This is a genomic window from Mucilaginibacter aureus (assembly GCF_053514885.1).
On sequence record NZ_CP170601.1, the window covers coordinates 984,320 to 997,939 of the forward strand.

The window sequence follows — 13,620 nt, forward strand, 5'->3', positions numbered from 1 at the left end:
TCATGTTTGTCATAAATAAATTAAAATGATAATTTCAGTGTCAAACCATAGTTACGTGTTGGCGGATAAACCATACGCTCAATGCCCTGCGCGTTGCCGCTGATGACGTTGCTTTCAGGGTCGATGTTTTCCAGGTTTTTGTCTTTGTAAATGGTGAACAGGTTACGCCCAACCAGTGCCACGGAAGCGTTACTGATATGCGCACGGTTCAAAAGCCCCTGCGGAAAACGGTAGGTAAGCGCCACCTCCCGCAGCTTTACAAAGCTGGCGTTGTAAATAAACTGTTCGGTAATTTGTTTAATCTGCTTGTAATAACCGCTGATATTGGCTGCCGGCACCGTTACGGTATTGGGCGCGCCACTCTGGTTATCACCAACGCCTATAATTCCACCATCACGGCCGGGCAGCGTTTCTTTGCTTTTTCCATTATCGTAAGCAGTGGCATTGGTCTCCGAGTAAATACTGGCCCCGAATTTTCCGTCGAGCAAACAGTACAGCGAAAAGTCTTTATAAGTAAACGTGTTGCTTAAACCCGCCAGTTTATCATAGGCGCCATTACCCAGCCTGGTTTGCGTAGAGTTATATAAAGGCAGGCCATTAGCGTCGTACACCTTGTTGCCTTTGGCATTACGTAAGTAAGTGAAGCCATAGATCCCGTCGTAAGGCAGGCCTTGCTCTAACTGGATAGTGCCGTTACCGCTCTTTGAACTGGCTAATACAATATTCGCACCCTTGGTGCCCTCGCCCAATGCAATTACCTTACTGTTGTTTTTTGAGAAAGTACCGCTGATGTTCCATGAGAAATTCTTCATTTTCACCGGCGTGCCATGCACCTCCAGTTCGATGCCGTTATTATTCATCTGCCCGATGTTCAGGATAGCGGTAGCGTAACCGGTACTGGCCGGAACAGAGGTGGTTACGATATCATTTTTGATCGAACGGTCGTAATAGTCGACATTAAAGCCAAAGCGGTTTTTAAAGAAGTCCATCTCCAGACCATACTCATAATCGGTAGACAGTAAAGGCTTCAGGTTTTGGTTTGGGATGTTGGAGTTGCCGATATATTGCAGCGAGTTTGAATTATAAGCTGCCGAAGTTAAGGCGTAGCTCAGGTCTAACTGACCGGGACCGGTATCGCCGCTTACCTGCGCGGTTGATGCCCTCAGCTTACCGTACGAGATCCAATCGGGCAATTTAACAAGGTCCGAAAAGATAAATGCCAATGCCGCCGATGGATAAAACAGACTGTTGTTGTTCACCGGCAAGGTAGAAAACCAATCATCACGACCGGTAAGTGTTAGGTATAAAAACTTATCGTATGACAGGTCTAAACTGCCAAACAGCGAGTTTGTTTTTTGGTTAACCTGACTGGTAGATGGTGTTTTGGTTACCAGGTTATTAAACGTGTAAACTCCCGGTACTGCAAAGGTATTACCCGAAGTAACAACCTGGTTGGTAGCGCGCCAGTTAATGTTGCCGCCTACGTAACCATTCACACTGAATTTTCCGGTTAGGGTTGGATTTACACCGATGATACCTTCGTAGTTATTTTCGATATTATTAAGGGTACGTTGGTCAAATATCCCGCGGGGACTGCTGGTAGAGGTATTACCATCGGGTACATACTGCAGGCGTTGAACCCAGTAGTTGTCGCGGGTCATCCGCACCCTCGAGTACAGCCATTTGGTAAACTGGTACTGTAAGCTAACAGAACCCGTTAGTGTATTACGTACATCGGTTTCTTTTTCTTTACTAACGAAATACCAGGGGTTTGATATCCCGTCGGCATATTGCAACTCGGTGCCGTCGGCTTTGTAACCGGGTTTCAGGTCATCGATATTAACGTTTCCCGGAAGGTATAGCAGCGAGTAAAAAATATTGGAGGTATTACCGCCGGTGTATGGGCGATTGTTAGCTTTCTGATAGGTATAATTCAAGATAACGTCGGCATCCAGCTTACCAAATTTAGAATGCAGTTTGGTATTAAGCCCGGTGCGGTTAAAGCTCGAATTGGGAATAATATCGCTGTTGGTAAGGTTAGAAACAGACATCCGGTAATCGGTGTTATTGTTGCTTCCGGCCAGCGCCACGGTGTTGGTCAATGTACTTCCTGTTTTAAAAAAGCGCTCATAATTATCAGTTACCGGCGAAAAAGGCCTTGTTACGCCATCAAACTGTACTGCGGGCGAACCATCCATCTTATGGCCCCAGCTATCTGAGGTATAAGCATCCTGTGCGCTGGTGGGTAAACTGGGGCCATTGGCTTGCGAGGTTTGGCCATATTGGTATTGAAAGTCGGTAGGGTTGATCAGTTTATCAACAACTAAAGATGAACTGAAATCTATCCGCACTTTTCCACCTGCCGACTTACCATTTTTGGTGGTGATCAATATCACACCGTTAGAGGCGCGTGAACCATAAAGCGCCGCTGCCGCGTTACCTTTTAGCACGCTGATACTTTCAATATCGTCGGGGTTAATACCGGTAAGGCCGTCGCCGTAATCATAACCGCCTGTAGCATCGGGCCCACCCATCGTAGCGGTATTGACGATAATACCGTCAATCACCCATAAGGGCTGATTATTGCCGGTAAGTGATGAAGCCCCGCGGATCACTACCCGTTTGGTGCCTGCTACACCGTTACCAATATTAGATACATCCACACCCGGAACCTTACCGGCCAGCGCATTGATGATATTGGGGGTTTGCACAGTATTTACCGATTCGGCGCTTAGTTTATTGATCGAATAACCCAGGCTTCGCGAATCCTTTTTAAAGTTGAGCGCGGTAACTACCACCTCATTCAGGTTTTGCGCGTTGGGCATTAATTTAACGTTAATGGCCGATTGGCTTTCAACAGTTATTTGCTGCGGAACATAGCCTATATACGTAAAAATCAGCACCGTGCCCGCACCCGGGATCTTGATGGTATAATACCCATCGTTATTGGTAACTGTTGCGGTATTGGTGCCTTTTATTACAATGGTTACACCCGGAAGCGCCTCACCCTTATCATCGGTTACCTGACCGGTGATGCGCTGTACGGCGTTTCCCATGTTTTCCGCTTTCATGATCAGCACCTTATCGCCGCTTACCTGGTAGCGAAGGCCCAACGGCGGAAGCAATTTTTCCAATACTGTTTTTAAAGATTCATTTCGCGCATTCAGGCTAACCAACCAGTCTAATTTGATAGCCGAGGTATATAAAAAATCAACGTGCGTTTGCTGGTTGATCATGTTGATCACATCGCCCAACGGCTTACGTTTGATACTTGCGGTTACAGACCGCTCAATAACTCCCTGCGCACGGCTTACAGCCGGATAAGCCACTTCTAACGAGAGGCTTATCATAACGATCATAAAAAAGGAAACGCGCATAATAAATAAATAATAGTTATCCCATAGTGGAAACTTTTTCATAGTTTTGATGAAGGTTTAATTAAAAAATAAACTGCATAGCCACCCTTTTCGGTGTCAAACTTGTAAGGGGAAGGCGGTAATTTTCAAGGTGATGTGTTGCAGCATATCACCTTATTTTTTTACGGTGTGGTGTGTTTGTTTTTATCTCATATCTTCTTTTTTTGATTAATACTTTATTTATTGTGTTTGATCTGGTATATCACAATTTCGCCATTGGGCCTTATCTGATACCGGGCCTTAACCAGGATACAAATGGCCTTAACCACGTCGGCAGGCTGCTCATTAATTCCAAACTGCCCATAAATGGTTTGCGCGGCAAGCGCCCTGTCTGTTAAAACTATCCTGCTGCGAAAGGTGATGTTAAGTCGCCTCACCACTTCTTCCAGCTTTGTGTTGGTAAACGTAACTTTGCCGTTTTCCCAGGTGGTATAGTTCCGGGCATCTGTAACATCATGCTTCTCTGCCCGCCCGCTAACTTTATCATAAGTAACAGCCTGGTTGGGCGACAGGATATAGTTGATCTTGTGCGCGTCGCCCGCTGCCGAGGTAAGCCAAACCTTGCCGGTGATCAGTTCGACCGCGATTATTTTTGAGAACGGGTAAGCCTCAATGTTAAAAGAAGTGCCTAAAACCTTGGTGCTTACCTGGCCGGTACGTACAATAAAGGGCTTATCCTTATTTTTTTCGACCCTAAAATATCCTTCCCCGGTTAATGATACTTCCCTGATAGTTTGATTAAACCGGTTTGAGTAGGTTAATTTACTATTCTGATTAAGTACGATCACCGAACCGTCGGGCAGATCAACAGTCATCTTTTGCCCGTTTTTGGCCTCTACCGAAGTATATGCTAAAGGATCAATGTAATTATATAACACACTTTTGTATTGATACAATAAAAGGCCTGCAGATGATATGAGCAGTAACAAAGCCGCCGCTTTGATAATCGTACGTATCATTTTACGGCGTTTCAATTGCGCCGTTTCGTACAGGTCTATTGCCGAAGATATTTCATCGAATGTCGAAGCTATAAAACCATTGGCCGGTGGTTCTGTAGCTTTCCCCGCATACCGTGTTTCCAGATATTGGTCTATCAACCGGATCTCTTCATCCGTACAGTTTCCGTCACTGTGTTTTTGGAGTAACCTTATAAACTCTTGTTCGCTGATCATTCGTTAAGAGGCCGGTTTGATGACCTGTTACCTGCATTACGGCGAGCCCCGTTTAAAGTACCAGCAGAAATTAAACTATTTTTGAAAAAAAGAGAACAGGTATAAAACCGTTAAAAATGCACCGAGCGAAACCCTGAGCCGTTTAACAGCGGTAACCAATTGGTTTTTTACCGTTTGGCGCGAAAGGTTGAGCTCATCAGCTATTTCATCTATCGAATAATCTTCGATCTTATTTAAATGAAACACCTGCCGCATTTTTTGGGGCAAAGCATTAATGCCCGTTTGAAGCGTCCGCCGCGTATCGTTGTAATTAAGCAGATCTATAGTATAATTATCAACCTCATCCGGATTGGTAATCGTAAGGTATTTGCTTTTTACAAGCTGATGGCTGTAATGATCAATGATCAGGTTTTTAAGGCAAAAAGTAAGATAGGCCTGCAATTCACCTTTTACATTTAATGTGCCCCTTTTAATCCAAAGTTTTAAAAACAGCTCCTGGATCATATCAGCTGCGGTATCAGTACAGTTTAGCCGTTTTATAGCAAACCCGAACAGGAAATCGGCATATCGGAAATAGATCAGCTCCAAAGCCTGCCTGTCTCCATTTTGGAGAAGCGCCAATAATCCCGCATCAGTTTGACCTTGTACCGTTGATTTCATACCCGAACCAAAAGTAAAAGGTGGTTATTAAGTGAAGATTAAATGTAAATTAACAGATTGGAACCTTAGTTTTATTCCGCTTAGCACCAATACTTTTAATAGGAATGCACAACTTGTATTGGACCAATAAAACTTATTCGACCTTTTTTCGGGATCACCCGGGCTTTGCCTGTAATTGACCTTTTTACGCTGTAAAAACCGGACGGAATCATTTTAGATGTCCATCATCCATCTGCTCTTACGCGGTATCACACTCCGTGGCAATGCGAGGTCGTTGTTCATTATCATTTTCGCAACAGGTTTCCCGAAAACATCGGTATTTATCGGTATTTTTTCGTTAATTATGGGTACTCAATTACCAAATTGGCAATGGTTTTAGCTTCGCGCTGATACAATATACGCATTTTTACTTTAAGGCACAAATGTAATTGCGGCTCATTATTAAATGTACAAAACATACTTAAACGTTGCAAGCAATGCGTTTACCTGGTTACCGGCTACTAATCATACTGGCCACAAGCCAGGAGGCTTGCGGCAGCACAGGGATAATTTATTCAGAATTTAGGTTAGAAGTTTCTGCCGTTAACATCTCTTGTTCATAACTACAAAGTATCCATATGGCTCCTGTAGACGAAGACATATTGAAGTCATTACTTAGTCTTTCATCTGAATTTGAAAACTTCTTCATAGATTCGCTAATAGCTTTTTCTTGCTGTGGATTTGATGCAGTATGTAGCGCTAACCTGTAAGTTTCAATAATTTTTTGTATTAATAACCGGCCAGTTTTTCCTTCAACAAAAGTGTCTTTTATATAGTTCAGACTATCGACGTTATCAGTGCGCTCGTGTAATTTATTTATATTTTCCTTCAAGCTATCTATAAAATTCAGAGTTTCAATTAAATGATCATGGAAGCTTCTTAACTCTAAGTTTGTCCTACCATTCGAAACTTTATTTATTTCACGATATTTTTTTTCAAATTCACTTCTACTATTTTTATAATCTTGTTCCAGTTTCCTTCCTGTAAATTGAATTCCTTGGTCAATATTATTTACTGTATTTTGATTACAAGCACTCAGCAAGAAGACTATTAATGACAAATATTTTTTTTTAAACATATTTTCTATTTTTTCGCCCAGCTGGCGCACGCGTGCCGTGGCTGTTGCACAACAAACCGTGAGGAGTATGATAGTTTTCATAGAACAACTTACCCCAGTTACCGCAAGCGTCCCCGGCTTGTGGTACAACGGCAATCATCTGCAATATACTAAATCCATAATCAACTTAATCTGGCCTCTTTAAATAGCCCCGGAAGAGGAACCTGTTTTATTGCCGCTATCCGAAAAATACAGGAATTCAAAAAATAAATTTGCGTAATCAAATGATTACATTTATAATTGCGTAATCATTTGATTACACAACATGGCAGCAGAAGCAAGACGTGACGTTTTCCAGGCAATAGCAGACCCCACCAGGCGTGAGATACTGAGTTTAATTGCCTTTCAACCTATGAACTTAAATACCATTGCCGATAAATTTAATATCAGCAGACCAGCAATATCAAATCACATAAAAATTTTAACCGAGTGCGGCATGGTAGTTATAACCCAACAGGGAAGGGAACGCTATTGCGAGGCCAAATTAGACACCCTGGGTGAAGTAAATGACTGGATAGATCAATACCGCCAGTTCTGGATCACAAGATTTGATTCGTTAGATAAATACATTAATAAAGTACAAAATAAAAATCAAACAAAATGATAGATCAAACAAAACAAGGGCTTAAAATAGTCCGTCATTTTAATGCCCCAAAAGAAGTAGTATTTGAGGCTTTTGCAAACGCCGACGCTATGGCCGAATGGTGGGGTCCGGCAGGGATGTCGTTAACTGTTAAAACTTTCGACTTTACCCACGGCGGCAAATTTTTGTATAAAATGGAAAACGGCGGCCAAACGATGTGGGGCTTGTTTAAATATGTGAATATAAACAAATACGATCTGATCGAGTTCATCAGCTCATTTTCAGACGAAGAAGGCAATGTTTGTACCTCGCCGTTCCCCATGGACTTCCCTTTGGAGATATTTAACCAGATGACTTTAACAGAAGCTAACGGACGGACGACCCTGACCCTGCAGGGTCATCCTATAAATGCTACCGCAGCGCAAGAAACAACATATAACTCGATCAAAGAAAACATGCAGGAAGGCTTTGCCGGCACGTTCGATAAATTAGAGAAATATATCCGGTCGCGCTTTGAACTTAAAAATGAGTTACGCACGGATAACAAAGCACGGGTAAGTACTTATCTTAATTTTTCCGGCAAAACAGAGGAGGCATTTAATTTTTATCGTTCGGTATTTCAAACTGAGTTCGGAGGCAAAGGCATCCAGCGCTTTGGCGATTTTCCGGCTGCCGAGGGGCATCCGCCGATGTCCGACGATGATAAAAAACTGGTGTTGCATATTGAATTGCCTATTACCGGCGGCCACATACTGATGGCAACAGATGCGCCCGAAAGCATGGGCTTTAAAGTAAACCCGGGCAATAACATGCATATTTACATTGAACCGGAAAGCAGAGAAGAAACAAAACGGATTTTTGACGGACTATCAGTTAACGGGGTTATAGAGATCCCTTTACAGGATATGTTTTGGGGTGCATACTACGGCAATTTTGCAGATCAATATGGCATCAACTGGATGCTAAGCTTTAAAGAAACAGAAAACTAAATTATCATCATGACATGAAAAAGACAAAAACCATTTACTGGATATTAACCATTATATTTTCACTATTTATGGCTTTTACTGCCGTGCCTGATGTCTTAATGTCGGCAGATGCTGTTAAGTTTATGAGTGAATTAGGTTATCCCCACTATTTTATACCGTTTATTGGTGTAGCTAAAATTTTAGGCTGCATAGCTATTGTGATACCCGGCTATTACCGGGTGAAGGAATGGGCCTATGCCGGCCTGTTTTTTGACCTGGTAGGCGCTACATATTCCATTATATGTGCTCATGGGGTGGATGCATCGATATTATTCATGGTGCTACCCGTTATTGTAGGTGCCTTATCTTACATTTATTACCATAAGGTTTATAAGGAAGGATCAGCTGCTTAGTGATTCAAATGTATTAACAACAAAGGGCATACAGTAAAAGTATTGCCCTTTGTTGTATGGAGTAAGGTAAAGATCTTTACTAAAAAATTTGCTAAAAAATTTGAAAGCCCCTGCTTTAATATCTTTCATGCAGATATTTTCGATAGCTCCTCCCCGTGATGTGCTTAGCCTGAATTTGTTTATAGTTTACCTTTCGTAAGCCCCAATGTCCGGGGCATTTGGTATTGCCCTCTTTTTCCCATCAAAGTCCGTTTTACTAAAAATGGTTGCATTACCGGCGCCAATAGCCGGGCTCTTGCCCCCGAGCCTGAAGTTTGCTTTGATGCTGTTACCGGCCAATACAAAAAGTGGATTCGCGTTAATGCAGTTGGCACCCGTGATACTTATTCTTGCTTTATCAGGATACGTGATATTATAGTGTAAATTGTTTTGATAGGTAAGATTAGTGTTGTTGTAATTCGAGTTGATAAATATCAATGAGTCGGCAACCATAATGTTATTTACGATCTTATTATCATCACTCAAGCCCGATAGAATTTGGCCGGCATTGATTCCCTTAGTGCAATTGAGGTATGCGGTATTGTTGATAATATCGATATGGTCGCTTTGAAAAGTGTGTATGCCCGTGCCGCCATTACACCAGCTGATATTGTTTTCAATTAAGGTTCGGCCCGTGTAATTGCCCAGTTTTGAACCGTTTTGCCGGTTCCTGAAATCATCAATGATGATCCCGTTCCCATCAGAAATTTCGCACGATTTCATCCAGGGCACTAACGATTTATTATTGTAACACTTGTTTCTGCTGATATAATTGTGATACCCTTTTTGATTATCATAATTCCAAAATTGGTAAAACGATATCCCGCTTGTACCAAACAGCGTATACCAACTGGTGTTGTATACGGTATTTTCTTCAACCGTTATGTAATCGGCGTTTATCGCCCCTATCCCGCCACCGCCGCAATCGTGCACAAGATTATTAGTGATACAGATATGATGAGAGTGCTTTTTGCCGCCGGCAATAATTATAGCGTTACCATTATATTTAGGATCAGGCTTGCCTTTTTTATTTGCACAACCGCCCGGCTGTTTCAGTGCTTTGGCTAACGTTACCCGGGCATTATCGCCAATAATTTCAAAACCGTTAAATTTAATGTAACTCGCGCCATTTTTTACAGTAACACCCGCCCAGCCGTTAAAACTGATAACCGGGTGCTGCCCGGCGATGTTGGTATAAACAATATATCTCTTGTTTTTTCCGCTCCTGGTTATTTCTAAAACATCACAGCTTGGGCAACTGTTGGTGTATATTCCTCCTGCAACAAAAACGGTGTCACCCGGCCTCGTCATATCGGCGGCTTCCTGGATGTACTTTTTAGGTGTTGCATAGCTCCGCCCGTCAAATTTTTTGCTGCCCGTTTTAACATTCACAAAGTAGTTCGTAGAAAATGCATCAAAATAGCCGAACAAAAACAAAAAAGAAAGGAAAAGTCTCATTGGTGCGTTTATGATACAACACCCCTTTCGCCATACTGTTCCAATTTAAATTGTATTGTTTTAGTGGCTTAATTCTGCATAATCCTAAAAAACTATTTTTTGGGATGTGTTTACCTGTGCTATAAAGCCGTCCGGAAAAATAATTTTTATGCTCCATTTAGCTGGTCATCAGCATTTAAAGACACGGATTTAACTTTAATTAAATATAATTTCCTCTAAAGGAAAATCATGGCATAAATATTGGCTATGGAGTAATCTTATTGAAATTTATTTTCTTTAATATAAAAGTATGCGATTTAATGCCGGATTATGATATGAAATACAATACCCCCCAAATGCTACTTTATATTAAGGTTTTTTCAGGATTAAAACCTTCAAACCACCACCCCGTGCTGTTGCTTTCCAGAGCTTAAGTATTCACCAATACGCTGCAGGATTCCGCTTACTAACTACTACACAAAATTCCCATAACAAATTAAAAACAATGAACACAACATCTACAAAGTTGATTAACACCAACACCCCCAGGTACTTTATTTTTGCAGCTTTAATAATCTTAAGCTCTTGCACGTCTTATAAAAAGATCCCTTATTTTCAGGATTTGAACAGATCACAGGTTACGACTGAAAACATTGACAATCTATCCTACATTACCATTCAACCGGCCGATCAATTATCGATAAGCGTTAACAGCCTTAACCAGGATGCGGCCAACGTGTTTACCAATAATATACAAAATGCAGGCACCAAGGCTGATAGTCCGGTATACGGCTATGTAGTAGATCAAAATGGCGAGATTAATTTGCCGTTAATAGGTACAACTAAAGTAACGGGCTTAACATCTGCCCAGCTATCAACAAAATTACAGCAGCAATTAACAACATACTTAAGCAAGCCAAGCGTCTCTGTCCGTATCGTTAACTTCAAAGTTGCCGTATTGGGAGATGTTTTGCGCCCTAACGTCTACACCAGCATAAGCGAAAGGCTTACCATTACCGAAGCGTTAAGTTTAGCAGGCGATTTAAATATTACGGCTAAACGCGATGATATTACTTTGGTACGCGAAGTTGATGGCAAACGCATTTATGTTCCGCTTGATATCACCTCTAAAAAAATATTTGAGTCGCCTTATTTTTATTTAAAAACTAACGATTTGATCTTCGTTCAACCAAGCAAACTAAAGATGGCTACAGTTGATACCGGCTATCGGAATGCAAGTCTCATCATTTCCGCACTCTCTTTAGTGGCTATCACCATATCCTTATTTGTTCTTCATAAATAATCATGAGCGCATTAAATCCAAAGAACACCCATAATGCGGATCCGAACAACCAGTTTATTGATCTTAAATCGTTACTAACTAAATACATTTATCATTGGCCCTTGTTTGTATTGGGGCTAATGATAACCATGCTGCTTGCCTATGTATATATGCAAATGGTTAACCCGGTTTACGAAATTAACGCGACGATACTGGTAAAAGACGAAAAGAAATCGCCCGAAGAAAAATCGGTATTACCGGAGATTGATCAGTCGGCAACACCAAAAAATGCGGAAACCGAGATCGAAATACTGCGGTCAAAAAAAATAGTTGGACAGGTTGTTAACGAACTGCAACTATGGGCCTCGTATAAAACTTCAGCCGGTATTAAATCTGTCGATCTGTATGAGACGACTCCTATCCGTTTTGAACTCCTCAAAAAAGGCGGTTCATTAAGAGACAATAAAATTGCTGTAGTAATTAAGGATAAAAACTCCTTTCAATTTCAGCAAATGAATGGGCAGGAGCGTACAGTGGCATTTAACGAACCCATAAAATCAGTCTTCGGAACTTGGACGCTAAAGGCAACCGACTTTTTAGATCAATACATAGGCTCTGCAATTACCATTAATTTAAACGATCCGGATAATGTAGCCAGCGATTATGTGAAAGCTTTGGATACGCATTTATTGGATAAGCTTGCGCCCACCATCGGTATATCAATTACTGATGAAGTACCCAAAAGGGGAGAAGACTTTTTGAATAGTTTGATCAAAGATTATAACGATGCGGCGGCGGTTGAACAAAAACGGAAAACCAAAAGCACTATCGACTTTATCGATAACCGGCTGGCATCATTAACCGGCGAGTTAGGTCACGCCGAGAAAACGGTAGAAGGTTACAGGAGTAGCCAGGGAATTACAGACATCAGTTCGCAGTCGAAAGCGTATTTAGATAATGTTCAAAATAACGACCAAAAACTAAACGACGTTAACGTACAGCTGAACGTTATAAACGGAATTGAACAATATGTCAATTCTCCGGGTACTAATACCAATGCCCCTGCTACAATCGGCATTACTGATCCGGCTTTGAACAGCCAGATCGAAAAACTGGCCGAGTTGCAGCTTAAAAAGAGCGCCCTGTTAGCAACCACACCCGAAAAAAACCCCCTTTTTGATCCGTTAAATAAGCAAATTAGTTTAACCAGGGAGTCAATTAAAGAAACTATTAAGGGCGTAAAGTCGTCATTGTTAAATTCAAAACGTCAGCTGCAGGCATTTAATGGAAAAGTAGAATCTTCAATTAAAGATATCCCCGGGCAGGAGCGGCAGTTTGTTGACCTGAAGAGGCAACAAACACTTAAAGAAAACTTATATGTGTATCTGCTGCAAAAACGCGAAGAGTTAGCGCTAAGCTACGCATCAACATCTGTAGATGCGCGTATTGTTGATCAGGCTAATTTAGGCGATATTAAATGGCCGAGAAAATCGCTTGTGTTCGCTGTAGCGTTACTTTGCGGTTTCGGGTTGCCTTTTTTATTGATCTACTTCCGCCAAACTTTCACCAATAGCATTACCAGCAGGCGCGAAATTGAGCGGGCCCTAAATGCGCATATTTTAGGCGAAGTTTCGTTTGGCGATGTAGGGGAAAGCGTAGTTGTGGTAAATAACCGCAACAATTTCCTTGGCGAACAGATCCGGTCGTTACGGACTAATCTTAATTACCTGCATCAAACTAAAGAGGCAGGTACATCGGGTCAGTCCGGTTTGAGCGGTGGTAAGAAACAGTCGAGGGTCACGCTTTTTACTTCAAGTGTTTCAAAGGAAGGAAAAAGCTTTATAAGCTCTAATATCGCTGCCTCATTAGCCACGTCCGATCATAAAACGGTTATTCTCGAAATGGATCTGCGTAAGCCTAAAATATCCGGCATATTCGATCTTTCAGCCAATCACCCGGGTATCTCCGAATATCTTTCGGGCAATATTACCCTTGATGCGATACTGCAGTCCCAGCCGCAATACCCTAATTTATTTGTTATAGGCTGTGGCAAACCACCTTCAGATCCTTCAGAGCTTCTGGATAGCCATCGATTGGTCGAGCTTATCTCCGCATTGCGCGGTCAGTTTGATGATATCATCATCGATAGCCCGCCACTGCACCTGGTAACCGATGCGATGATAATCGCCAGGGTTGCCGATGTGTCGGTATACGTGATCAGGCAGGGATATACTGGTAAAGATGAGCTCAATTTTATCGGCGATATCAATGATCAGGGTAAGCTTCCAAATTTAACTATTGTGTTTAACGGTATCAAAAAGCAAAAATACGGCTACGGTTATAGCTATGATAATAGTTATTATAACCAGGATAAACGCAAGCCGGGCTTCGGTAAATCATGGCAGTTGTTTTTCAACAGGTTTTAACCCACATTTCCAGAACCAATGGCGGATAAGCTGATTTTGATTTTACCGGGTATTACCATACTTCTCTT

The 13,620-nt window shown here is 41.8% G+C and carries 10 protein-coding genes; 5 read left to right on the forward strand and 5 right to left on the reverse strand.

The window, feature by feature from the left end; translation table 11 throughout:
* Positions 1 to 20: 20 nt before the first annotated feature.
* The 4 genes from ACFGVR_RS04155 to ACFGVR_RS04170 form a co-directional block, all read right to left on the reverse strand.
* Positions 21 to 3,419, reverse strand: a complete 3,399-nt coding sequence (locus ACFGVR_RS04155; RefSeq protein WP_448701354.1) for a SusC/RagA family TonB-linked outer membrane protein — start codon at positions 3,417 to 3,419, stop codon at positions 21 to 23.
* A 173-nt stretch (positions 3,420 to 3,592) separates the two neighbouring features.
* Positions 3,593 to 4,588 (reverse strand): FecR domain-containing protein, encoded by a 996-nt coding sequence (locus tag ACFGVR_RS04160; protein ID WP_448701356.1) that lies wholly within the window; start codon positions 4,586 to 4,588, stop codon positions 3,593 to 3,595.
* Between the two features lie 75 nt (positions 4,589 to 4,663).
* On the reverse strand, positions 4,664 to 5,248 hold the full coding sequence (locus tag ACFGVR_RS04165; protein WP_448701358.1) for an RNA polymerase sigma factor: 585 nt from the start codon (positions 5,246 to 5,248) through the stop codon (positions 4,664 to 4,666).
* Positions 5,249 to 5,798: 550 nt separating this feature from the next.
* Complete coding sequence (locus tag ACFGVR_RS04170) at positions 5,799 to 6,446, reverse strand: hypothetical protein (protein WP_448701359.1); 648 nt, start codon at positions 6,444 to 6,446, stop codon at positions 5,799 to 5,801.
* Between the two features lie 223 nt (positions 6,447 to 6,669).
* On the opposite strand from ACFGVR_RS04170, the gene ACFGVR_RS04175 reads away from it, so the two are divergent.
* Genes ACFGVR_RS04175 through ACFGVR_RS04185 form a run of 3 tightly spaced genes read left to right on the forward strand, consistent with a single transcriptional unit; the run spans position 6,670 to position 8,368 of the window.
* Entirely contained in the window at positions 6,670 to 7,008 is a 339-nt protein-coding gene (locus ACFGVR_RS04175) for an ArsR/SmtB family transcription factor (RefSeq protein WP_448701360.1), read from the forward strand.
* A complete protein-coding gene (locus ACFGVR_RS04180) occupies positions 7,005 to 7,976 on the forward strand; it encodes an SRPBCC domain-containing protein (protein WP_448701362.1) in 972 nt (323 codons plus the stop codon). The genes ACFGVR_RS04175 and ACFGVR_RS04180 overlap by 4 nt, the downstream gene beginning before the upstream one ends.
* 14 nt (positions 7,977 to 7,990) lie before the next feature.
* Complete coding sequence (locus ACFGVR_RS04185) at positions 7,991 to 8,368, forward strand: DoxX family protein (protein WP_448701363.1); 378 nt, start codon at positions 7,991 to 7,993, stop codon at positions 8,366 to 8,368.
* Between the two features lie 186 nt (positions 8,369 to 8,554).
* Here the strand turns inward: ACFGVR_RS04185 and ACFGVR_RS04190 are convergent, their stop codons facing one another.
* Positions 8,555 to 9,865 (reverse strand): choice-of-anchor Q domain-containing protein, encoded by a 1,311-nt coding sequence (locus ACFGVR_RS04190; RefSeq protein WP_448701364.1) that lies wholly within the window; start codon positions 9,863 to 9,865, stop codon positions 8,555 to 8,557.
* A gap of 601 nt (positions 9,866 to 10,466) precedes the next feature.
* Here ACFGVR_RS04190 and ACFGVR_RS04195 point away from each other — a divergent pair.
* Complete coding sequence (locus ACFGVR_RS04195; RefSeq protein WP_448701365.1) at positions 10,467 to 11,147, forward strand: polysaccharide biosynthesis/export family protein; 681 nt, start codon at positions 10,467 to 10,469, stop codon at positions 11,145 to 11,147.
* A gap of 2 nt (positions 11,148 to 11,149) precedes the next feature.
* Positions 11,150 to 13,552: a GumC family protein gene (locus ACFGVR_RS04200; protein ID WP_448701366.1), complete on the forward strand. Its 2,403-nt coding sequence runs from the start codon at positions 11,150 to 11,152 to the stop codon at positions 13,550 to 13,552.
* Positions 13,553 to 13,620 lie beyond the last annotated feature (68 nt).

Bases quoted from the DNA above. Each gene is read 5' to 3' on its own strand.
- ACFGVR_RS04185 (WP_448701363.1), top strand. From the start codon at position 7,991: ATGAAAAAGACAAAAACCATTTACTGGATATTAACCATTATATTTTCA.
- ACFGVR_RS04175 (WP_448701360.1), top strand. From the start codon at position 6,670: ATGGCAGCAGAAGCAAGACGTGACGTTTTCCAGGCAATAGCAGACCCC.
- ACFGVR_RS04180 (WP_448701362.1), top strand. From the start codon at position 7,005: ATGATAGATCAAACAAAACAAGGGCTTAAAATAGTCCGTCATTTTAAT.
- ACFGVR_RS04190 (WP_448701364.1), bottom strand. From the start codon at position 9,865: ATGAGACTTTTCCTTTCTTTTTTGTTTTTGTTCGGCTATTTTGATGCA.
- ACFGVR_RS04155 (WP_448701354.1), bottom strand. From the start codon at position 3,419: ATGAAAAAGTTTCCACTATGGGATAACTATTATTTATTTATTATGCGC.
- ACFGVR_RS04170 (WP_448701359.1), bottom strand. From the start codon at position 6,446: ATGAAAACTATCATACTCCTCACGGTTTGTTGTGCAACAGCCACGGCA.
- ACFGVR_RS04200 (WP_448701366.1), top strand. From the start codon at position 11,150: ATGAGCGCATTAAATCCAAAGAACACCCATAATGCGGATCCGAACAAC.
- ACFGVR_RS04160 (WP_448701356.1), bottom strand. From the start codon at position 4,588: ATGATCAGCGAACAAGAGTTTATAAGGTTACTCCAAAAACACAGTGAC.
- ACFGVR_RS04165 (WP_448701358.1), bottom strand. From the start codon at position 5,248: ATGAAATCAACGGTACAAGGTCAAACTGATGCGGGATTATTGGCGCTT.